16 protein-coding genes are annotated in these 22,260 nt (G+C 64.5%); 13 read left to right on the plus strand and 3 right to left on the minus strand.

All coding sequences use genetic code 11. The features are described from left to right. Positions 1-171: 171 nt before the first annotated feature. Entirely contained in the window at positions 172-1,080 is a 909-nt protein-coding gene (locus KYT87_RS25770) for a LysR family transcriptional regulator (RefSeq protein ID WP_219991175.1), read from the minus strand. A 120-nt stretch (positions 1,081-1,200) separates the two neighbouring features. Here KYT87_RS25770 and KYT87_RS25775 point away from each other — a divergent pair, with 120 nt between their 5' ends. From KYT87_RS25775 to prpF, 12 genes are all read left to right on the plus strand, one after another. Beyond that, on the plus strand, positions 1,201-1,794 hold the full coding sequence (locus KYT87_RS25775) for an amino acid synthesis family protein (RefSeq protein ID WP_104141856.1): 594 nt from the start codon (positions 1,201-1,203) through the stop codon (positions 1,792-1,794). Then, on the plus strand, positions 1,791-2,663 hold the full coding sequence (locus tag KYT87_RS25780; RefSeq protein ID WP_219991176.1) for an alpha/beta fold hydrolase: 873 nt from the start codon (positions 1,791-1,793) through the stop codon (positions 2,661-2,663). Before KYT87_RS25775 ends, KYT87_RS25780 begins: the two co-directional genes overlap by 4 nt. A 126-nt stretch (positions 2,664-2,789) precedes the next feature. Further along, a complete protein-coding gene (locus KYT87_RS25785) occupies positions 2,790-3,785 on the plus strand; it encodes a tripartite tricarboxylate transporter substrate binding protein (protein ID WP_120157029.1) in 996 nt (331 codons plus the stop codon). Positions 3,786-3,921: 136 nt separating this feature from the next. After that, the gene (locus tag KYT87_RS25790; protein ID WP_219991177.1) at positions 3,922-4,776 is read left to right on the plus strand and encodes a hypothetical protein; all 855 of its coding nucleotides are present in this window, start codon (positions 3,922-3,924) and stop codon (positions 4,774-4,776) included. Between the two features lie 212 nt (positions 4,777-4,988). Continuing rightward, on the plus strand, positions 4,989-7,067 hold the full coding sequence (locus tag KYT87_RS25795; protein WP_104142296.1) for a type VI secretion system Vgr family protein: 2,079 nt from the start codon (positions 4,989-4,991) through the stop codon (positions 7,065-7,067). 49 nt (positions 7,068-7,116) lie between these two features. Then, a complete protein-coding gene (locus KYT87_RS25800) occupies positions 7,117-9,708 on the plus strand; it encodes a M23 family metallopeptidase (RefSeq protein ID WP_219991178.1) in 2,592 nt (863 codons plus the stop codon). Then, the gene (locus tag KYT87_RS25805) at positions 9,705-10,307 is read left to right on the plus strand and encodes a hypothetical protein (RefSeq protein ID WP_219991179.1); all 603 of its coding nucleotides are present in this window, start codon (positions 9,705-9,707) and stop codon (positions 10,305-10,307) included. Before KYT87_RS25800 ends, KYT87_RS25805 begins: the two co-directional genes overlap by 4 nt. Positions 10,308-10,422: 115 nt before the next feature. Beyond that, a complete protein-coding gene (locus KYT87_RS25810) occupies positions 10,423-12,321 on the plus strand; it encodes a sigma-54-dependent Fis family transcriptional regulator (protein ID WP_219991180.1) in 1,899 nt (632 codons plus the stop codon). 317 nt (positions 12,322-12,638) lie between these two features. Then, positions 12,639-14,441: an NAD(P)/FAD-dependent oxidoreductase gene (locus KYT87_RS25815; protein ID WP_219991181.1), complete on the plus strand. Its 1,803-nt coding sequence runs from the start codon at positions 12,639-12,641 to the stop codon at positions 14,439-14,441. 162 nt (positions 14,442-14,603) lie between these two features. Further along, positions 14,604-15,314, plus strand: a complete 711-nt coding sequence (locus KYT87_RS25820) for a GntR family transcriptional regulator (protein WP_104141845.1) — start codon at positions 14,604-14,606, stop codon at positions 15,312-15,314. Beyond that, positions 15,314-17,932: a Fe/S-dependent 2-methylisocitrate dehydratase AcnD gene (gene acnD / locus KYT87_RS25825; protein ID WP_046806644.1), complete on the plus strand. Its 2,619-nt coding sequence runs from the start codon at positions 15,314-15,316 to the stop codon at positions 17,930-17,932. The genes KYT87_RS25820 and acnD overlap by 1 nt, the downstream gene beginning before the upstream one ends. Before the next feature lie 50 nt (positions 17,933-17,982). After that, a complete protein-coding gene (gene prpF, locus KYT87_RS25830; RefSeq protein WP_120157035.1) occupies positions 17,983-19,167 on the plus strand; it encodes a 2-methylaconitate cis-trans isomerase PrpF in 1,185 nt (394 codons plus the stop codon). A 15-nt stretch (positions 19,168-19,182) separates the two neighbouring features. Here prpF and KYT87_RS25835 read toward each other — a convergent pair whose 3' ends face one another. Further along, positions 19,183-19,632, minus strand: coding sequence for a PaaI family thioesterase (locus tag KYT87_RS25835; protein ID WP_219991182.1), 450 nt, complete (start codon positions 19,630-19,632; stop codon positions 19,183-19,185). Between the two features lie 4 nt (positions 19,633-19,636). Continuing rightward, positions 19,637-20,437, minus strand: a complete 801-nt coding sequence (locus KYT87_RS25840) for an IclR family transcriptional regulator (RefSeq protein WP_219991183.1) — start codon at positions 20,435-20,437, stop codon at positions 19,637-19,639. Positions 20,438-20,606: 169 nt separating this feature from the next. Here KYT87_RS25840 and KYT87_RS25845 point away from each other — a divergent pair, with 169 nt between their 5' ends. Next, entirely contained in the window at positions 20,607-22,253 is a 1,647-nt protein-coding gene (locus KYT87_RS25845; RefSeq protein ID WP_219991184.1) for an acyl-CoA synthetase, read from the plus strand. Positions 22,254-22,260: the final 7 nt, after the last annotated feature.

Genomic DNA, 22,260 nt, shown 5'->3' on the forward strand with positions numbered 1-22,260 from the left:
TGGCGCGGCGGATCGGTTCGCCGGCCCGGACGGCATCTGACGGCCGTTTTCTCTGTTGCGCACTCTGACGCAGCGCCGGGAGGCTGCCAATTAAGGATTTATTAAGCTGGGCTTCACGCCGGCCGAAGTAGTGACAACCCTAGGCCGGAGGCGGGCAAGGCAGCCGGGCCGTTACACCAGCGCTGCGCCCTTGCGGCGCGTGAACTGCGCCAGCGACCGCAAGGCCAGCGCGTGCATGGCCGCCACCGATGGCAACAAGGTTTCTTCCTTGCGGGCCAGCACGCCCACGATGCGCTCGACGGTGGGCTCGCCCAGCGGCACGAAGGCCAAGCCACTGCTGACGGCGGGTCGCGCCAGCACCGGCAGCACTGTCACGCCCAGGCCGCTGACGACGCTGGCCAGCAACGACGCGCGGTTCGACACCACCATGGCCGGGTCGTCGATGGCGCCGCCCAGTTGCCGGTTCTTGAGCGTGTCGAAGGTGGCGTTGCCGATCAGGCGTTCGCCTTCCAGCGCCGCCCACGGCACGGACCCGCGCCGCCGCGCCAGCGGGTGCGATTTGCGGCACACCAGCCCGAAGGCGTCTCGCGCCACGGGGGTGAACGCGACCTCGGCCGTGCGCGGCACCTGGCCGGCAACGCCCACCTGCACTTCGCCCGTCAGCACCAGCCGGTGCACGTCCTGCGACGATTCATCCACGGCGCGGATGCGGATGTCGGGATGGCTGCGCGCGTAGCGTTCCAGCAGGCGAGGCAGCCATTCGTCGGCCAACGACGGCATCACCGCCAGCGACACCGGCCCCGTATTGCCCATGCCCAACTGCCGCGCCGCCTCCAGCACGCGGTCATGCGTGGCCAGCAATTCGCGCAGCAGCGGCGCGACCGCCAGGCCCAGTGGCGTCAGCTGCGCCCGCTTGCCGGCTTCGAACAGCGGCGCGCCCAATTGCTGTTCCAGGTCCTGCATGGCGGCGGACACGGCGGCTTGCGAGCGGTGCGTGCCTTCGGCCGCCAGCCGAAAGCTGCCGTGGTCGGCCGCCAACAGGAATTGGCGCAGGTGCTGGATCTTCAAGGGTGCGGGCATGGCGGGCGTCGATTGACTTCAGGTTTTCCGAAATTAACTTGAGTTAATTTGGATTGTCAAAATTCCGGCATGGCTTGAACAATGGGTCCATCGTCAGCCCTTATGCACTGGAGCAATCGAATGGCCCTGCAAGTCCGAAAGATCATCAGCTATGTGGAAAAGACCTGCATCGAAGGCGGCAAGCCGGCCGAACGGCCGCTGATCATGATCGTTGCCGCCGCCGTGATCCGCAACCCGTGGGCGGGCCTGCCATTCCAGGAAGACCTGCGCCCGCGGATCCTGGAAAACGCGCCGCCCCTGGGCGAACTGCTGGTGGCCGAAATACTGCGGCAGGCGGGGTCGGCAGACCAGATCGAAGCCTATGGCAAGGCCGCCGTGGTGGGCACGTCGGGCGAAGTCGAACACGCGTCCGCACTGATCCACACGCTGCGCTTTGGCAACGCCTATCGCAACGCCGTGGGCGGCACCAGCTACCTGGCCTTTACCAACACGCGCGGCGGCCCGGGTTGCGTGATTTCCGTGCCCTTGATGCACAAGGAAGACGAAGGCTTGCGTTCGCACTACCTGACCGTGCAGACCAATATCAACGACGCCCCCGCGCCCGACGAAATCGTTATTGCGCTGGGCGCGGCAACGTCCGGCCGGCCGCACCACCGCATCGGCAACCGCTATTCCGATTTGCAGGAACTGGCGCAAGAGGCGCAATCGAAATGAGTACGCCACGTCGACGTTCCGGTCGTGGCGCGCCGCTGGTGTTGCTGCACGGCGTGGGGCTGGACCACACGCTTTGGGATGATCTGGCGCCGCTGCTGGAACCCCGCTTCGACGTGCTGCGTTACGACCTGCTGGGCCATGGCGCGGCGCCCGGCATCCAGGGTGCCGCGAACATCGGGCAATTTATCGAGCAGCTGGATGCCGAGCTGGATGCGGCGGGTTGGGGCGAAGCCAACGTGCTGGGCTATTCGATGGGCGGTTTGATCGCGGGCGCCTACGCCGCCGCGCGGCCCTGCCGCGTGACCCGGCTGGTGCTGCTCAGCACGGTGTTCCAGCGCACGCCCGACGAGGTGCAGGCCGTGAAGGCGCGTCTGGTGGCGGCTGCCACGCAGGACGTGGCGACGTCGGCGGCGGTCTCGCTGCAACGCTGGTTCACGCCCGCGTTCGAGGCCGCCCGCCCCGAACGCGTCGCTGCCATCGGCCACCGCTTGATAAAAAACAACCGCGCCAACTTCCTGGCGGCCTATCGTCTGTTCGCGCATGGCGACGCGCTGCTGGCGCAAGCCGCGCCGGATATCGCCTGCCCCACGCTGGTGATGACAGGCGGGGATGACGTCGGGTCCACGCCTCGCATGACGCGCGCGTTGGGGCGGGCACTGCCGGACGCCCGAGTGCGCGTGCTGGATGGGCAACGGCATATGCTGCCGGTGGAAGCGCCCGAGGCGCTGGCCTCGGCGTTGCACGGCTTTTTATTGCCGGGCGGGCAATCGGATGCGCGACCGGACGGTATGCCCGACCGGACGAATGACCCGGCGGTCCATCCATTGCGCGGCCCGTCATCAAGCCCGTTTCCTGGCCCCAGGATGTAGGAAACCCAAGCCCAACGCCGGCCGCCACGCCCACACCACCCACCACGCAGCCCCCCGCTGAATCGCCCGCCCAACAGAGGCGATCGGCCAACGCTCTGAAGACGGAGCGCAGATGGAGACAAATGCATGAATCGCAGAACCGTTTTGAAGCACCTGGCCCTGGGCGCAACGACGCCGCTGGCCGCATCGCTGGGCTTGTCGTTCGGTTTGTCGCTAAGCCGTAATGCCGCCGCGCGCGAGGCGCCGCTGCGCGTCATCGTGCCGTTTCCGCCGGGTGGCGGCACCGACGTGCTGGGCCGCGTCATTGCCGCCACCCTGGAGGGCGCGCTGGACCGCCCCGTGGTCGTGGAAAACAAGCCCGGCGCCAGCGGCATGCTGGGCGCCGACTACACCGCCAACGGCGCCAAGGATGGCAGCGTGCTGCTGTTTGCCGGGCTGGTGCCGTCCGTGCGCTACTACGCGCGTCCGCCCGAAGAGGTGCTCAAGCAACTGGCGCCCGTCTGCCCCATCGCGCGTTCTCCGTACATGGTGGCCGTCAATGCCGACCTGCCCGCCAAGACGCTGGCCGACCTGGTTGCCCAGGCCAAGCGCGATCCCAAAGGCTTGACGTTCGGGTCGCCCGGCAACGCCACGCCACAGCACCTGGCCACCGAACTGCTGCAAGCGGCGTGCGGCATCGACCTGCTGCATGTGCCGTATCGCGGCACGGGCCCGATGATGACGGACCTGCTGGGCGGCCAGATCCAGTTGGTGGTTGCCACGGTGGCCGCCGTTGAACCGTATATGAAGGGCGGACGGCTGCGCGTGCTGGCCGTTACCAGCCGTGAGCGGCTGCCCAAGTATCCCGACATCCCCACGGTTGCGGAAAGCGGCTACGCCGGGTTCGACGCGCAGATCCAGTTCGGCACGTATTGCGCGGCCGGCACGCCGGACGCGGTGATCGCTGCGTTGAACCAGGGCATCAACCGCGCACTGCAAACCGAGGCCGTGCGCGGCAAGCTGGCCGAACAGGGCTTTGCGCCGACGGGCGGCACGCCCGCGCAGTTGCAACAGTCGCTGCTGGCCGAGATCCGCAACGTGGCCGGGCTGGTGCAGGCGGGCAAGGTCCGGGTGGACCTGTAGCGATCGTTGCCGCGCCGGAGCAAGCGGCAACGTGCGGGTCGAGCTGTAGCGATCTGTAGCGGGCGGTAGCGAAGGGGCGCGCAGCCGCCCCAAGGCCTGATTAGAATTCGGACTTCTTCCTTTCCGCCCGCCCGCCATGTTCCGTCCCTATTCGCGTCTGCCCGCCGCCCTGCTTCTATCCGCCGTGGTGACCTGCGGCGCGGCGCAAGCGGCCAGCGGGCCTTGCCCGGAAGCGGCCGGCATCGTGCGCACCGTCTACAACAATACCGACAAGCCCGACGCCCAAGGCCGCATCCGCTTGAAGGAAGGGCACGCCATCGTCACGCTTTCCGACGCGGACGTGGGCGCGCCGTTTGCCGTGGCATGCAAGGCATGGCCCGCCAATCCGGACCTGTTGCTGGTGGCGGTACCGCTGATGCAAGACACCCCCGACCCCGAGAACGGCCACGTCGGCGATCTGGACGTGCTGGTGCTGGACAAGCAAACGTTGCAAGTGCGCCAACGGCGGCGCCTGGTGGGCCTGATGTCGGACGATGCGGTGCGCATCGCCGGGCTGGCGTTCGACACCGCGCGCTACGACGTGGCAACCGACAAGCGCGCCTTCGGCATCCGCATCGAACGCGAAGGCGCATCGCGCGCCAACCCGTTCGATGAAACCAGCTTGCGGTTATTCACCGTGCACGACAACGAGTTGCGCCTGGTGCTGGACGGCATGTCCGTCAACCGTTCGTCGGGCGTATGGGACACCACGTGCGCGGGCGAATTCTCGGAAAGCGCCGTCAGCTTGGCAATAGGTGACACGCAACGCCGCGGCTACCGTGACCTGATCGCCACCGAATCCCACTCGGCCAGCCGCGCTTCGGTGCAGCAAGGCGACTGCAAGGAAAAGACCGTCAAGCAAGGCAAGACCCGCCACACGCTGAAATTCGACGGCAAGCGCTACCGCATCCCGGCCGCACTACGGTCCATGGATCGCGACAGCGCTGGATAAGCCAGATTTGCCGCAGCGCGATTTACCACCCAGCAGGCGGCAACAGCGCCGGTGGCCGGCCAGACCGCTATCAGGCCGGCCCGCTTGATCCCCGCCCCGCTTCGGGATTCGGATATTTCCAAGTTTTCCCCTTCAGTATTCTTAGTCGTCCTATAGCCATACGCTGACCCGCTGTCCAAGATGTGCCGCATGACGCATTCAAAGGGGGCATCGTGAGTCACAAACATGACTTCCGATTTAGCTTTGGCATCGTAGGCGGCATGGATTTTGAAGTGGTCGAGTTCACGCTCGACGAGGGCTTGTCCGAGCCGTTTCGCCTGGAACTGGATCTGGCCAGCCACGAATCGTCGGTGGACTTCGGCCTGGTGCTGGACCAGGCGGCGCTGCTGACCGTCTGGTATCAAGGCGCCCCGGTACGCTACGTGCACGGCGTGGTCTCGCGCTTCGAGCAAGGCGCCACCGGCTTTCGCCGCACCCGCTACCGCGCCACCGTTGAACCGCTATTGGCGCGCGCCGGCCTGTCTTCCGATTGGCGCATCTTCCAGCAGTTGTCCGTACCCGAAATCCTGCAAGCGGTGCTTAAAGAGCACGGCGTCCTGGACTACGAACAGACGGTGACGCACGAACACCTGCCCCGCGAATACTGCGTGCAGGCCGGCGACACCGATCTGTACTTCATGGAACGGCTGGCCCGCGAAGAAGGCTTCTTCCATGCGTTTCATCACCACGCCAAAGGCCACCGTCTGGTCCACAGCGACCGCTTGCACATACACGGCAACATCGATGGTGGCCCGGTGCGCTATCTTCCCGCCCCGGGCGGGGACCAACCCGAGCCCGCGCTACGCCGCTTTGCCTACGCCGAACAGGTGCGCACGGCCCGCCAGACCCAGCGCGACTACACCTACACGCACCCGCAATACACACAGGAACACAGCCGCGACGGTGTCGACCTGCACCACCAGCACCGTCACTACGAACGGTACGACTACCCGGGACGCTACAAGCGCGACGAAGCGGGCATTCCGTTTACGGAGAACCGCCTGCGCGGGCTGCGACGGGATGCCCGGATCGCCACGGTGGAAGGAGACGACCCTCGTTTGGTCCCCGGGCTGTCGTTCGAACTGGCAGGCCATCCACGCGGCGACCTGAATCAAGGCTGGCGCCCCATACGCATGCGTCACCACGGCGTGCAGCACAGCAGCCTACAGGAAGACAGCGCCGACGCGCAGCAAGGCACCCGTTATGGCTATACGGCGGAGCTGGTCTCCAAGCACACGGAATGGCGACCCGAACCGCTGCCCAAGCCTCGCATCGATGGCCCGCAGATTGCCACGGTGACCGGGCCAAAAGGGGAAGAGATCTATTGCGACAGCTACGGGCGCGTCAAGGTGCAGTTCCCTTGGGACCGCCTGGGCAGCCATGACGAACACAGCTCGTGCTGGATCCGCGTGTCGCAAAACTGGGCGGGCGCCATGTGGGGGCATATGGCCATACCGCGCATCGGGCAGGAAGTCATCGTGAATTTCCTGGACGGCGACGTGGACCAGGCTGTCATCACGGGCCGCACCCACATGGCGCTGCAACTGCCGCCTTACGAACTGCCACGCCACAAGACGCGCATGACGATCAAAAGCCAGACGCACAAAGGCGAGGGCTATAACGAGCTGCGCTTTGAAGACGAGCGCGATCAGGAAGAGATTTTCGTGCATGCGCAGCGCGATCAGAACATCCACGTCAATCACGACGAGACCACGTTCGTGGGACACGACCGCAGCGAAAAGATCGAGAACGACGAGACGATTGCCATCGGCCGCAACCGCCGCGAAACCGTGGCTACCGACGAGCAGGTCGATATCGGCCAAGACCGCCGCCACAGCACCGGGCAAGACGATTTTCTGAACGTGGGGCGTAACCACACCATCCATACGGCCAAGGACCGCACGGAAGAGGTCGGCAACAGCCGGCGTGACAAGACAGCCGCCAACCACTGGACCGACATCGGCGGTTATGCCGAAACAAGAATCGATGGCTATGACCTGCTGGAAGTCGGCCAGAAGATACATCGCAAAACCACCGTCTACGAACTACAGACCGGCGAGAAAGTGGTCTTCAAGGGCCCTGGCGGCACCATCACCATCGACGGCTCGGGCATCACGCTGGATGGCGTCGAAATCAAGATCAAGGGGCCATTGAGCCAAAGCAGCGCGGGCGCAGGCAGCGCGCTACAGATTGCGGGCGTACCCGCCGTGTCGCGCGACGTAGACCCTGCGGATATTCCGTTATCCGAGTAGGCAACGCGCGCGGCTATCCATCGGAGTTCCAACCTGGGAGCAAGGCCTCATGTTGATCAGCGCACCCTTCCTATGCGCGGTGCTGCAAGCCGACGATGCGGAAAGCAATGCCTACTGGAGCCTGGGTGAGAAGACAGGCAAAGGCGCCTTTCCCGTCAGCCACCAGTTCGGCTGGCATGGCGGCGCGCATCTGGTGGCACCGGGATCTCCACAGAAGCCCGAACCGGTGCGGGCAATTGCAGATGGTGTCGTCGTGTATGCCAGGGCCAGCGACTCACCCAAGCGCGGGGTCGATGCCACCACGCCCGCCGACGACCCGTTGATGTACTACAAGGGCTGGACCAGTAACGGCGTCCTGGTGCTCAAGCACGACACCGAGATCGGCGAAGACGTCAGCGTCACGTTCTATTCCATCTACCAGCATCTGCACGCCCTGGAAAAGCACACGGGCACAAAACTCGCGTTGAACACGGGCGACAAGGTGTACCGCAAAGAGGCGATTGCCCAGGCGGGCTACCTCTACGGCGAACCCGACCGCATTCATTTCGAAATTGTGGCCGACAGGGCCAACGTCGAGCGATTGCTGGGCCGCAGCGCCGGCGGTCTGAAAGCCACGGAGGGCCGCCGCGATTGCGTGTGGGGCGATATTCACTTTGTATTGCCCGCCAATACGCCGCTGTATGACATGAATCCGCGTGAGGTTCGAAGCACCTACCTGATACGCCACTTTCAAACCGGGCAGCCCGGCAGCGCGGAACGCCCCGCCGCCCTTGCCTCGCAGTTCGGCACCACCCCTGACCGGCTATGGCAGATGAATCGCAAGTCGCCGAGCGGTGCGGATCGGGAAGGCGATGAGAAGACGTGGTTGAACTGGGTGAACGGCGCGCATCAGAGCATGTTCGATCTACCTACCCCTAGCGCAACGGAAAGAACAATCTATGTGCCGGGGGTTTACGGCGCGCTCGTTGACCGCTTTCCTTCCGGTTCGAATCCCGATCACTGGGCAAACTGGCAGGTGCCGGTAGCCGCGCGGACCACGGCGGAGCTGATTATCAGCATCAGCGAACTGCGGGGTGCCTTTACGGTCACCGCGCGAACTCGGCAAGGCGAGATCATTGGCGTCCTGCAAGGCGCTGCCGAGAAAACCGAAAGTTCGTACGAGCTATACAACACGGCGGTCAAGCAGTATCCAGGCTGCCCCAGCGCGGGGTTTGAAATGCTGCGCTTTGGTCGTGTGCTGGGTCCTGATGCGCCGGCACAAAGCGATTTGTATCACGGCCGGCTGCCCCACATCCGCAGAGTCCGGCTGTCTGACGACAGCATCTTCTTCGTTGACCTGAATGCACCCGACGTCCAGGTCTACAGCGATGCAGATTTTCCGCATTGGCAAGGCTGGACGTTTATTGACGACGATCTGGACGGCAATAGCCGATGCGACTCGGGCACGCTGCTCAACCTGATAGAACCGTTGAAGCCGACAGCGCATCCAGCGCCGACGCTGACGGGAGTCTTGGGAGACACGCTTCACAAAATGGCCACTGGCGTACACGCCTTGATGCAATACCAAGACCGCCTGGCACGCGCCACCGCCAAGATCCGCACCGCGCAAGTATCCAAGGCATTGCGCCGCTGTGTGGTGAAGATCCCCACGGAATGGTCACGGGATGATTTTGACAAGCGATGGGGTTGGCTGAAGGTGGACGATCCCGACCAACGCCCGGCGAATGTGCTGAGGACAAGCGAATGCCTTAGTGATGAGGCCTATGGCCGGCTGAAGCGGCATCACGAGGCGTTGGCGTTCTGGGAAGACGCGCAGGCGCAAGGACTGGCACTGGATAAGGTCCATTACCACTTTCATCCGTTGCAGTTTATTGAGGAGTTCAGGAAGTGTGGGTGGCTTAGCGCGAAGGAGATGGTTCAAATGCTGCCGGCAACCGGTTTGGGACTGACATACGACCAGGCGCTTTCGATCATTACGGTGGGCCAACACCGAAAAGACAAGTATGTCGTGCCGACTGGGATGCACCGGGCTCTTAATCTTGTTCGGAGGAAATACTATTTGGAAACTCCGCTACGCACCGCTCACTTCTGGGGGCAGATTGTGCAGGAGACCGATGGATTTCAGACGGTCAGAGAGTATGCGAGCGGCGAGGAATACGACCGAAATCTGAGCATTGGGAACATTCAACGCGGGGATGGGCCGCGATTTCGGGGTAGGGGTGTCATCCAGCTAACCGGACGAGCTAATTACCGAAGGTATGAGAAATACCGTCGAAGAAACGTAACCCTGGATCCCCATCCTCTGTTGCTCGAGCAAGATGCGTATTCTGCATGTGACGCATCCGGTTTTTACTGGGCCGCGGAGAGAACTCGGGACAGGACACTAAACCCCCATGGCAGCCCCAACAAGTACCGTTGGATGCTGGATGGCCTTACGAGCATCAACACCAGAGCGGATCAGCTAAGCTTCGGCGATCTGAATGATGCGGCAGGGTTAACAGCCGATGTTCTGAACGTGACATTACAGATCAACAGAGCGGCGTTGCACTTAAACAATAGGGTCAAGTATTTCTCTCACGCATATCAAGCCGTATCAGACGACATCCTGGTGACCCTACCGGAGGGGAGCATTCGGCCATGATGGTGAAGATGGTGTTGGTCCCGCTTTTCATAGTCGGCAACGTTTTCTTGTCCTGCGCCTACGCGACGGGTTCGAAGATCTTTTACGACTTGTCGTCGGCTTGCGGATACGCCGTCGAATCCGATAGGCCACTGTCCAATCACTTGCACGATTGCTCGATGCTGTATGAAGACCCCGTAAATAGCCCCTTCTTCTACGGAGGCATAGTCTCCTTTAAAGCGCGCGATCTTCCCTTTACCCAATTGGAGTTTCTGAAATTTGCGGACGGTCAATTAACCTCGTCAAGACGCGACTATTACGATGCCACCCGGGACACACGGCAGCGGATCCTTGCCAGGCATCGCTATTCATTCCCGAAAAGCAACAACGAGGACGCCGCCATAATCACGCGGCTCGAAGTTCAATATCTGCGCGAAACACCAGACTCGTTGGAAATAGTGCCAACCAAAGAACGATACGATTGTTGGGACGGGGTCGCGCTCGGCAAAATTTGGGCCGTGCAATATTCGCTCTGCTCATTGGTGAGCCACCACAAAGACCCGCTTTTCTCACGTGCGCGCTGGCAGTACCAAGTCATAAAAAGCCTTAACATCCGCTGACCCCCGTCCCGCAATCCCCCCCCCACCGCTGGATAACCACCATTTACAAGCCGATTCGTCTCTGTGCATGCTGCCGTGTTGATCCGGCACAGATCGGGCGCAACATGGAGACGACATGCCTAGTCAGGAATCCCCGCATACCGCCCACATTCGCGAGATCGAACAGGTGGGCCAAGGCCGGCCTACGCAGCGCGATGCACATGTGGTGCGTAGTTGGCTGCGCTGCCTGGATCAGTACCAGCTCGATCCGGCGCAGGCTTGTGAAGCCTATATCGTGCCGGATGGCCGGTTGCGAGAACATCAGCAGCAATCCGAAGCGCTGATCCGCATTGCACGCAGCGGGCTGGATCATCTGTTCCGGCAAGTGGCGGGGCAAAACTATGTGTTGTTGCTGGCCGACCGGCAAGGCGTCACCGTGGAATTCCTGGGAGACCCCGCGCAGACATCCAAGCTGCGCAAGGCGGGTCTGTACCTGGGATCGGAATGGTCCGAGCCGCGTGCCGGCACCTGCGCGGTGGGCGCCTGTCTGGAGACGGGCGAGGCGCTGACCATTCACCAGACCGACCACTTCGACAATACGCACACGCCGCTGTCCTGCACCGCCGCGCCGATCTATAACGCCGACGGGGAACTGGCCGCCGTGCTGGATATTTCCCTGCTCAGTTCGCCCAGCCTGAAGACCAGCCAGAACCTCGCGCTGCATCTGGTCAACAGCACGACGCGCCGCATTGAACTGGCTAACCTGATGGCGCGCACGCGCAATGAATGGGTGCTGCGCTTTGCGCGGTCGCCCGAGTTCTTGGATGTAGACCCGGAAGCGGCCATCTCGCTGGACGGCGCGGGCCGCATCCTGGGCATGACGCATTCGGGCGCCAAGCTGCTGGCGCGGGCGGCCGGGCTGGACTGGCGCCAACCGGCCGGCCTGATCGGACTACCTGTCACGCGTTTTTTCGACGTGCAGTTGGACGACCTGCCACGGTACACGCGCGGCCATGCGCCGCAAGACCGCCTGATCGTCGCGCGCGACGGCAACGCCCTGTTCGCCCACGCCATCGAACCGAACCGCAGCACGCGCGGCGCCACCGTGGCCGTGCGCGGCACGCCATCCGCACTGCGCGGGCTGGACGGCGGCGATGCCAGGATGGCGGCGTTGCAGAGCCGCGCCGCCAAGCTTGCGCGGCAAGGCCTGCCTATCCTGCTGCAAGGGGAAACGGGGGTGGGCAAGGAATATCTGGCGCGCGCGATTCACGAAGACAGCCGCCGGCAGGGCCGCTTCGTGGCGGTGAACTGCGCGGCCACTCCCGAATCCTTGATTGAAAGCGAGCTGTTTGGATACCTGCCGGGCGCTTACACCGGCGCGGCGCCCAAGGGTCGCAAAGGGCTGATCGAAGAGGCGGATGGCGGCACGCTGTTTCTGGACGAAATCGGCGATATGCCGCTGGCGCTGCAAAGCCGGCTGCTGCGCGTGCTGGCGGAGTCCGAAGTCACGCCCATCGGCGCCAATGCGCCGCGTGCGCTGCGTCTGGCGTTGGTATCGGCCTCGCACCGCGACCTGGGCGCGCTGGTGCGCGAGGGGCGTTTTCGTGAAGATCTTTACTACCGTATCAACGCCGCCACGCTGACGGTGCCGGCGCTGCGCGAACGCCAGGATCTGGACTGGCTGATCGCGCGCATGCTGGCGCGTCACCAGGATGAGTCCGGTGCGCCCGCCCTGTCGCCTGGCGCCTTGCTGGCGTTAAAGGCGCACACGTGGCCCGGCAATATTCGCGAACTGGCCAACGTGATCGCCGTGGCCGCCGCGCTGTGCGAACACGGCGTCATCGAGCCGGGCGACCTGCCCGACGCGCTGGCCCCGGGCGGCGTGGCGGTGTCGGCCGAGGAAGCGGCGCTGCGGTCCACGCTGGACAGTTGCGCGGGCAATGTGTCGGAAGCCGCGCGGCGGCTGGGCCTGGACCGTTCCACCGTGCACCGCCAGATGCGGCGCTACGGATTGGGGCCAAGCCGGCGGCGCTAGGCTTTTCCGCCAGGCAGTTCCCGCCCCTTTCCGCACTCGTCACTTTCCGCCCCAGCCCCTTTCCGCCCCCGCCCCCTTTCCGCACCCGTCACTTTCTGCCCCGCCGCGCCACACTGCCGCGCCACAGGTGTGGCGCCGCGCCACGCCGGATTGGTGCGCGCCCCCCTCCCCGCCACGGGGCCGGCTCGCTCGTCACAAGCTGGCACGACATTTGCATGAAGAAGCTCAGGCAGCCACCGGCCGGTACAGGCCGGGACCGCTCGCGGGCGTACGCGTCCGCCCCCCAACCACGCCCGCCATGGGCAAGGAGACAAGCTATGCAGACCGCCCCCGCCGACGCCGCTTTAGACGCCGTGCTTGCCCGTCTGAACACCGCGCTGGGAAACAAGGACATGGCCGCCATCGCCGACCTGTTCCAGGAAGAATGCTATTGGCGCGACCTGGTGCTGTTCAGCTGGAACCTGCGCACGTTCGAAGGCCATGCGCAGATCCGCGACATGCTCACGCAACAACTGTCGCAAGTCGAACCGGTGCGCTTCACGCGCGACGATCGTGAAGCGACAAGCGACGACGACGGCCTCTTGCAGGGCTGGCTGCACATCGATACGAACCTGGCGCGCGGCTACGGCCACATCCGCGTGAAGGACGGCAAGATCTGGACGCTGCTGACCACCATGTCCGAGCTCAAGGGCCACGAGGAACCCAGCGGCACGCGCCGCCCCATGGGCGCCGAACACGGCAGCCGCCGCGAACGCCAGACCTGGCTGGAAAAGCGCGAGCAGGAAGCCGCGGAACTCGGCTACAAGACGCAGCCCTACGTGCTGATCATCGGCGGCGGGCAAGGCGGCATTGCGCTGGGCGCGCGGCTGCGTCAACTGAACGTGCCCACCATCATCATCGAAAAGAACGAGCGCGCGGGCGACAGCTGGAGAAAGCGGTACAAGTCGCTGTGCCTGCATGACCCGGTCTGGTACGACCACCTGCCCTACATCCCCTTTCCGGAAAACTGGCCCGTCTTCGCGCCGAAAGACAAGGTCGGCGACTGGCTGGAGATGTACACGAAGGTGATGGAGCTTAACTATTGGACGTCCAGCGTCTGCGAATCGGCGCGCTATGACGAGGCGAAGAAAGAATGGGAAGTCACCGTGCTGCGCGACGGCAAGCCCGTCGTGCTGCGGCCCAAGCAGCTGGTGCTGGCCACCGGCATGTCGGGCAAGCCGAACGTGCCGCGCTTTCCCGGGCAGGACGAGTTCCAGGGCGAACAGCAGCATTCTTCGCAACATCCCGGGCCGGACGCCTATCGCGGCAAGAATGTGGTGGTGATCGGCGCCAACAATTCGGCGCACGACATCTGCGCGGCGCTGTGGGAAGGCGGCGCCAACGTGACGATGGTGCAGCGCTCGTCCACGCACATCGTGCGGTCGGACACCTTGATGGACATCGGGCTGGGCGGGCTGTATTCCGAAAAAGCGCTGGCCAGCGGCATGACCACGCGCAAGGCCGACCTGACGTTTGCGTCGCTGCCCTACAAGATCATGGCGCAGTTCCAGATCCCGCTTTACAACCAGATGCGCGAACGCGATGCCGAGTTCTACAGCAAGCTGGAGAAGGCCGGCTTCATGCTGGACTGGGGTGACGACGGCTCGGGCCTTTTCATGAAATACCTGCGGCGCGGCTCGGGTTATTACATCGACGTGGGCGCTTGCGACCTGATCATCGACGGCAGCGTGAAGCTGCAATCCAATACCGACGTCAGCCACCTGGCGCGCGATGCCGTCGTGTTGAACAACGGCGTGACCTTGCCCGCGGACCTGGTCGTGTATGCCACCGGCTACGGCTCCATGAACGGCTGGGCCGCCGACCTGATCAGCCCGGAGGTTGCCGACAAGGTAGGCAAGTGCTGGGGCCTGGGATCGGACACCACCAAGGACCCGGGCCCGTGGGAAGGCGAACAGCGCAACATGTGGAAGCCGACTCAGCAGGAAGGGCTGTGGTTCCATGGCGGCAACCTGCATCAGTCGCGGCACTATTCGCAGTATCTGTCGCTGCAATTGAAGGCGCGCCACGTGGGCTTGCCGGTGCGGGTGTACGGCATGCAGGCGGTGCACCACAAGCGCTAGCCTGGCGTCGATGTGCCTGTCGCAGGCGGCCCCCGGCCGCTTGCCCCCGCTTTACCCCGGCTTGCGCCCCGCCCCACCGCGGGGTAAATTGTTGACAATTCAGCGTCCACACAACGCTTTATCCCGATATTCACCCCGCAATTCGGACATATTGTTGACACTATGAGCAAAGTGCTGACGCTGCCAGGCGCGGCGCCCGGGGACGGCGAGACGCTGTCGGATCACATCTTCAAGAAGATCCAGGCGGCCATCGTCAAGGGCGAGATCGCCCCGGGCAGCAAGATTTCCGAACCCGAACTTGCGCGTATCCATGGCGTCAGCCGTGGGCCGCTGCGTGAAGCGCTGCATCGTCTGGAAGGCCAGAAGCTGCTGGTGCGCGTGCCGCATGCGGGCGCGCGGGTGGTCTCCTTGTCGCAGCAGGAATTGTCCGAGCTGTATGAGATTCGCGAATCGCTGGAAGGCACCGCATGCCGGCTGGCCGCCGAGCGCATGCCGCCGTCTGAAATCGCCGAGCTGCGCGAGGTACTGCACGCCCATGAACGCGATGCCGCTTTTCAAGCCGGCGTGGGTTACTACCAGCAGGAAGGCGATTACGATTTCCACTACCGCATCGTCAAGGGCAGCGGCAACCAGATGCTGTTTCGCATGCTGTGCGACGAGCTCTACCAACTGGCGCGCATGTACCGCATCCAGTATTCGACCACGCCCAACCGCCCCCGGCAGGCCTATGCCGAACACCACCGCATTCTTGACGCCATCGCAGACCGCGACGGCGAGCTGGCTGAAATCCTGATGCGCCGCCATATCCGCGCGTCACGTATCAACATCGAACAACAGATCGCGCAAAGCACGCTGACGCGCACGGAGGCATGATGAACCACTCGTACCGCAAGACCCTGCCCGGCACCCGCCTGGATTATTTCGATGCGCGCGCCGCCGTTGAAGCCATTGCGCCCGGCGCCTACGCTGGCCTGCCGTACACGTCGCGCGTGCTGGCCGAAAACCTGGTGCGCCGCTGTGACCCGGCGATGTTGACGGATGCGCTCAAGCAACTGATCGAGCGTCGCCGCGACTTGGACTTTCCGTGGTTTCCCGCGCGTGTGGTGTGCCATGACATCCTGGGCCAGACCGCGCTGGTGGACCTGGCGGGCCTGCGCGACGCCATCGCTGAAAAAGGCGGCGACCCGGCCAAGGTCAACCCGGTGGTGCCGGTGCAGTTGATCGTGGACCACTCGCTGGCGGTGGAATTTGACGGCACCGACCCCGACGCCTTTGCCCGCAACCGCGCGGTGGAAGACCGCCGCAACGAAGACCGCTTCCATTTCATCGACTGGACCAAGCAGGCCTTTCGCAACATCGAAGTGGTGCCGCCGGGCAACGGCATCATGCACCAGATCAACCTGGAACGGATGTCGCCCGTGATCTACACACAGGACGGCGTGGCGTTCCCGGACACGCTGGTAGGCACCGACAGCCACACGCCGCACGTGGACGCGTTGGGTGTGATCGCCATCGGCGTGGGCGGGCTGGAAGCCGAAAACGTGATGCTGGGCCGCGCCTCGTGGATGCGCCTGCCGGACATCATCGGCGTGGAACTTACCGGCCGCGCGCAGCCGGGCATTACCGCCACCGACGTGGTGCTGACGCTGACCGAGTTCCTGCGCAAAGAAAAAGTGGTGGGCGCATATCTGGAGTTCTTCGGCGAAGGCGCCGCCAGCCTGACCTTGGGCGACCGCGCCACCATCTCGAACATGGCTCCTGAATACGGCGCCACCGCCGCCATGTTCTCGATCGATCAGCAGACCATCGACTACCTGCGCCTGACCGGCCGCGAAGACGAACAGATTGCGCTGGTGGAAACCTACGCCAAGACGGCGGGCCTGTGGTCCGACAGCCTGGCGACCGCCGAATACGAACGCGTGCTGCGCTTTGACCTGTCGACGGTCGTGCGCACGCTGGCCGGCCCGTCCAATCCGCACCGCCGCCTGCCCGTCTCGGACCTGGCCGAACGTGGTATTTCCGGCGTGGTCGAAAACGCACCGGGCTTGATGCCCGACGGCGCGGTCATCATTGCCGCCATCACCAGCTGCACCAACACCAGCAACCCGCGCAACGTGATTGCCGCCGGCCTGTTGGCACGCAATGCGCGCCGCGCCGGCCTTGCCCGCAAGCCGTGGGTGAAGAGCTCGCTGGCGCCCGGCTCCAAGGCGGTACAGCTGTACCTGGAGGAAGCCGGGCTGTTGCCGGATCTGGAAGCGCTGGGCTTCGGCGTCGTCGCCTTCGCCTGTACCACGTGCAACGGCATGTCGGGCGCGTTGGACCCGGTCATCCAGCAAGAAATCATCGACCGCGATCTGTATTCCACAGCCGTGCTGTCCGGCAACCGCAACTTCGACGGCCGCATCCATCCGTACGCCAAGCAAGCGTTCCTGGCGTCGCCTCCGCTGGTGGTGGCCTATGCGATTGCCGGCACCATCCGCTTTGACATCGAACGCGATGTGCTGGGCGTGGACGGCAACGGCAAGGAGATTCGCCTGAAAGACATCTGGCCCAGCGACGAAGAGATCGACGCCATGGTCAAGACGGCGGTCAAGCCCGAGCAGTTCCGCAAGGTGTACGCGCCGATGTTCGGCATTCAGGAAGACCGTAAAGCGGGCGTCAGCCCCTTGTACGATTGGCGTCCGCAAAGTACCTACATTCGCCGTCCGCCGTACTGGGAAGGCGCGCTGGCTGGCGAGCGCACGCTGCGCGGCATGCTGCCGCTGGCGGTGCTGGGCGACAACATCACCACCGACCACCTGTCGCCGTCCAACGCCATCCTGATGGACAGCGCGGCCGGCGAATACCTGCACAAGATGGGCCTGCCCGAAGAGGACTTCAACTCTTACGCCACCCATCGCGGCGACCACCTGACCGCGCAGCGCGCCACCTTCGCCAATCCCAAGCTCTTTAACGAGATGGTGACCAACGAAGACGGCACGGTGAAGCAGGGATCGCTGGCGCGCGTAGAGCCCGAAGGCCGCGAGATGCGCATGTGGGAAGCCATCGAAACGTACATGCATCGCAAGCAGCCGCTGATCATCGTGGCGGGTGCCGATTACGGCCAGGGCTCGTCGCGCGACTGGGCGGCCAAGGGCGTGCGGCTGGCGGGCGTGGAAGCCATCGTGGCCGAAGGCTTTGAACGCATCCACCGCACCAACCTGATCGGCATGGGCGTCTTGCCGCTGGAATTCAAGCCGGGCGTGAACCGCAAGACCTTGGCGCTGGACGGCACCGAAAGCTATGACGTGATCGGCGAACGCCAACCGCGCGCGGACCTGACGCTGGTGATCCATCGCCGCGATGGCCAGACCGTGCAGGTGCCGGTGACGTGCCGTCTGGACACGGCGGAAGAAGTGTCCATCTACGAAGCCGGCGGCGTGCTGCAACGCTTTGCGCAGGACTTCCTGGAAGCCGAATCCGTTGCGGGCGACACCAAGAAGGCCGGCTAAACCGGGCTGCGCACCGCCGCCCTGACCCTCACAGACACCAGGACATCCCCATGGCTCATGCTCCTCAGACCAAAATCACCGCCACCTACATGCGCGGTGGCACCAGCAAAGGCGTGTTCTTCAAGCTTGACGACCTGCCCGAATCCGCGCGCGTGCCCGGCCCGGCGCGCGACGCGTTGCTGCTACGCGTGATCGGCAGCCCCGACCCCTACGGCAAGCAGATCGACGGCATGGGTGCGGCCACCTCCAGCACCAGCAAGACCGTCATCGTCGGCAAAAGCACGCAGCCGGATCACGACGTGGATTACCTGTTCGGCCAGGTCTCCATTGACCAGCCGTTCGTGGACTGGAGCGGCAACTGCGGCAACCTGTCGGCGGCCGTCGGCCCCTTCGCCATCACCAACGGCCTGGTCGACCCGGCGCGCGTGCCGGACAACGGCGTGGCGGTGGTGCGCATCTGGCAGGCCAACATCAAGAAAACCATCATCGCTCACGTGCCCATGACGGACGGCGCGGTGCAGGAAACCGGCGACTTCGAACTGGACGGCGTGACCTTTCCCGCCGCCGAACTGCGCCTGGAATTCATGGACCCGGCCGAAGACGGCGACGGCGGCTCGATGTTCCCCACGGGCAATCTGGTGGACGACCTGGAAGTGCCGGGCGTGGGCACGTTCAAGGCCACGATGATCAATTCCGGCATCCCGACCATCTTCCTGGAAGCGGCTGCGCTGGGCTATACCGGCACGGAATTGCAAGACGACATCAACAGCGACGCCGCTGCCTTGGCGCGCTTTGAAACCATTCGCGCGCACGGCGCGCTGCGCATGGGCCTGATCGAAAAACTGGAAGAAGCCGCCAGCCGCCAGCACACGCCGAAGGTCGCATTCGTTGCGCCGCCCAAGGCCTACGTGTCATCCAGCGGCAAGCAGATCGGCGCGGGCGATATCGACGTGCTGGTGCGCGCGCTGTCCATGGGCAAGCTGCACCACGCGATGATGGGCACGGCATCCGTCGCCATCGCCACCGCCGCGGCGGTCCCCGGCACGCTGGTCAACCTGGCCGCCGGCGGCACCGAACGCGACAACGTCAACTTCGGCCACCCCTCCGGCACGCTGCGCGTAGGCGCACAAGCGCAGTTGGTTGACGGCGAATGGAAGGTCACCAAGGCCATCATGAGCCGCAGCGCGCGCGTGCTGATGGAAGGCCGCGTGCACGTGCCGCGAATCGGGTTCTAAGGCGGGGCGGCGCAATCAGGCAGGCGCGGGCTTCGCGCCTGGGCCTGGGTCCAGCACTTTCAACACCGCCGCCCCCGTCGCCAGCACCTGCCCGGCGACGCTTAACTCTCCCCGCATGAACACCAGGCTGGACGTGGCGCGCAGGACGTCTCCGCGCACTTCCAGGAACTGTCCCGCGCGTGCCGCCGCCAGGAAGTGCGTGTCCAGTTGCACCGTGACGCACGCGCGGCGGTCCAGGGCTTGCCAGGCGATGGCGCTTAAGCCGTGGTCCAGCAGCGCGGTCAACAAGCCGCCGTGTACGACGCCTGCCGGGTTCAGGTGGTTCTCGGTGGCCAAGAGTCCGTAGGCCCACGCCTGCCCTTCCTTGCGCACCCACAAGGGGCCGATCAGTCCGGCGAAGCCGGGTAGTGATTTGCGGTGCCAGCCATCGGCGGCAAGGGATTCGGGATTGGCGGGGTGCGACATGGCGTCAGCTCCGTGTGGACAGCAGTTGCGACAGCCTGTGCGCTTCCGCTTGCAATTCCTTGGCCAGCGCGTGCGCGCGGGCGTCGTCCAGTTGTTCGGCCAGGCCCGCGGCCACCAGTGAATGCGTCATGCGCTTGTGGCTGTCGAGCACGGGCACGGCGATGACGACAACGCCGTTGATGTAGTGGTTGCGATCCAGGCTATAGCCCTCGCGCCGCACCGCGTCGATGTCGGCTTTCCACTCCGCATAGGCGGGCGCCTGATCCCAGCGCAACGCCTTGAATCGGCGTTCCAGTTCTTTGTCCGAGAGGTCTGAAAACGCGGCCACCAAACGGCCCGTTGCGCTGATCAGCGCGGGGAAGCGGCTGCCCACGTCCACGTGCAGACGGAAGGGCGCGGTCGAGCGCGACAGCGCCAGCACCACCATGTGTTCGCTGCCCGCCACTTCGACGCCGATGGCCGTGACGTTCGCGCTGCTGGACAGCTTGTCCAGCACCGGCTGCACCAACGCCGGGAAGGGGCTGCTTTCGATCACGCTGCGCGCCAGGGTCAACATGCCCACGCCCAGGCTGTAGCGCTTGGTGCCGGTGTCGACCTTCACCAACCCTTCTTCCACCAGCACACGAAGTATGTGCAGGCAGGTGCTGGTGACCATGCCCAGCTCCTGCGAGATGGCCTTCAAGGTCATGGCCTCGCCGCCACGGCCCAGCAATCGCAAGATGGCGATTGACCGCGTTACCGCCGGCACGGGGCGCACGCGCGGCCCCGCCACGGCGGTGGATTCCTGGGAACTGGCTTCACTCATCGGGCTCTCCGGTTTTTATTGCGGCAAGCATACCTTGCGCGGGACAAAACGCGTCCCTTAATTGCCGCCCGTAATTGTCTATATACAATCAATAAACGTCATTGACAATTTAAAAGCCGGCGCGCATAGTCGCTTCAACGGCTTGCCAGACCCACACAGGTACGACGACATGACGATGCTGACGCAGACCACCTCATACGCCGACGCGCACGCGCTTTGCACTTCCGAGAAGCTTTGGGAGTTGTTCGATGGCAACCGCGACCGCATGAACATTGCGCACGAATGCATCGACCGGCACGCGCACAAGGACCAGCCCGCGATCATCCTGGTGCGTGCAACCGGCGCTGATGAAACCTTCAGCTTCCAACAGATCGCCCAGGCGTCCTCGCGCTTTGCGCACTACCTGGCCGATCAGGGCATTGGCGCCGGCGACCGCGTGGCCGTCATGCTGGAACCGTCGCTGGCGTTCTATGTGGCCATGTTCGGCGCCATGAAGCGCGGCGCGATCGCGGTGCCGCTGTTCACCCTGTTTGGCCCGGACGGCATCCGGCTGCGCGTGCAGGATTGCCAGCCGCGCATGCTGGTCACCAACGCCGACAAGGCGCCGATGGTGCCGGCCGCCGACGACATGCGCGTGGTGATTGCGGACGACGCATTCCTGGCATCGCTGGACCGCTTCCCCGCGCAATACGACTGCAACACGCACGCCGATGACCTGGCCATTTTCCAGTACACATCGGGCACCACCCGCGAACTGCCCGACGCCGTGCGCCACACGCATCGCGCGCTGGTCACGTTGATGCTGGCCGCGCTGTACGGCACCGGCGTGCGCCCCGGCGACCGCTACATGTGCCCGTCATCGCCGGCGTGGGGGCATGGCCTATGGCACGGCACGCTGGCGCCCCTGGCGATGGGCGTGACCATCGGCGCCTATGCCGGCAAGTTCAACGCCGAACGCCTGCTGCAAGCCTTGCAGGACCACGCGTTCAACAACATCTCGGCGGCCGCCACGCATTACCGGATGATGCGCAACTCTGGCGCGGCGGGCCAATATCGCTACCAGATAGACAAGGTGTCTTTTACCGGCGAACCCATCGACAGCGAGACCTCTGCCTTTGTCCTGGCAACCTTTGGACGCCCGGTGTGCAGCATGTACGGCACGACGGAAATCGGCGTGTGCCTGGTGAACTACCCGGGCGCGCCAGACTTCACCGTCAAGGCGGGATCGCTGGGCAAGCCCGTGCCCGGCCTGCGCGTCCAGGTGCAGGATGCCAACGGCGCGCCCTGCCCGCCCGGTGTGACGGGCGAACTGAAACTGTGGCGACGCGACGCCTGGGTAGCCACCAAGGACTTGGGCCGCGTCGACGAAGACGGCTATTTCTGGCATGGCGGCCGCGCCGACGACGTCATCATTTCCGCCGGGTGGACGATGAGCGCCGTTGAAATCGAAGACGCCATCCTGAAACACCGCGACGTCACCGAAGCCGCCGCCATCGGCGTGCCCGACGCGCTGCGCGGCCAGGTCGTCAAGGCGTTCGTGGTGTCGGCCCGGCCGGGTGACGACGCCTTCGTGGAAGAAATCCAGAACACCGTGCGCAGCCAATTGGCGCAACACGAATATCCGCGCCAGGTGGTGTTTGTGCCTGAGCTGCCCAAGACGCCAGCCGGGAAGATTCATCGCCGCAAACTGCGCGAACAGGAACTTGCAGCGCCCTCCGCGAACATCAACGCCGCCACCTCCCCTGACACCCCTACCGACGGCTCCGCCGACATCCCCACCAACAAAACACCCGCCGCGCCCGCCGCGCACGTATGACCCATCC

Origin of the sequence: Achromobacter sp. ES-001 (genome assembly GCF_019448355.1) — a bacterium.
Lineage (GTDB): Bacteria > Pseudomonadota > Gammaproteobacteria > Burkholderiales > Burkholderiaceae_B > Achromobacter > Achromobacter spanius_B.

Coding starts and splice junctions, on each gene's coding strand:
- KYT87_RS25790 (WP_219991177.1), top strand. CDS start 3,922: ATGTTCCGTCCCTATTCGCGTCTGCCCGCCGCCCTGCTTCTATCCGCC.
- prpF (WP_120157035.1), top strand. CDS start 17,983: ATGGCTCATGCTCCTCAGACCAAAATCACCGCCACCTACATGCGCGGT.
- KYT87_RS25770 (WP_219991175.1), bottom strand. CDS start 1,080: ATGCCCGCACCCTTGAAGATCCAGCACCTGCGCCAATTCCTGTTGGCG.
- KYT87_RS25810 (WP_219991180.1), top strand. CDS start 10,423: ATGCCTAGTCAGGAATCCCCGCATACCGCCCACATTCGCGAGATCGAA.
- KYT87_RS25845 (WP_219991184.1), top strand. CDS start 20,607: ATGACGATGCTGACGCAGACCACCTCATACGCCGACGCGCACGCGCTT.
- KYT87_RS25815 (WP_219991181.1), top strand. CDS start 12,639: ATGCAGACCGCCCCCGCCGACGCCGCTTTAGACGCCGTGCTTGCCCGT.
- KYT87_RS25800 (WP_219991178.1), top strand. CDS start 7,117: ATGTTGATCAGCGCACCCTTCCTATGCGCGGTGCTGCAAGCCGACGAT.
- acnD (WP_046806644.1), top strand. CDS start 15,314: ATGAACCACTCGTACCGCAAGACCCTGCCCGGCACCCGCCTGGATTAT.
- KYT87_RS25835 (WP_219991182.1), bottom strand. CDS start 19,632: ATGTCGCACCCCGCCAATCCCGAATCCCTTGCCGCCGATGGCTGGCAC.
- KYT87_RS25820 (WP_104141845.1), top strand. CDS start 14,604: ATGAGCAAAGTGCTGACGCTGCCAGGCGCGGCGCCCGGGGACGGCGAG.
- KYT87_RS25780 (WP_219991176.1), top strand. CDS start 1,791: ATGAGTACGCCACGTCGACGTTCCGGTCGTGGCGCGCCGCTGGTGTTG.
- KYT87_RS25775 (WP_104141856.1), top strand. CDS start 1,201: ATGGCCCTGCAAGTCCGAAAGATCATCAGCTATGTGGAAAAGACCTGC.
- KYT87_RS25805 (WP_219991179.1), top strand. CDS start 9,705: ATGATGGTGAAGATGGTGTTGGTCCCGCTTTTCATAGTCGGCAACGTT.
- KYT87_RS25840 (WP_219991183.1), bottom strand. CDS start 20,437: ATGAGTGAAGCCAGTTCCCAGGAATCCACCGCCGTGGCGGGGCCGCGC.
- KYT87_RS25785 (WP_120157029.1), top strand. CDS start 2,790: ATGAATCGCAGAACCGTTTTGAAGCACCTGGCCCTGGGCGCAACGACG.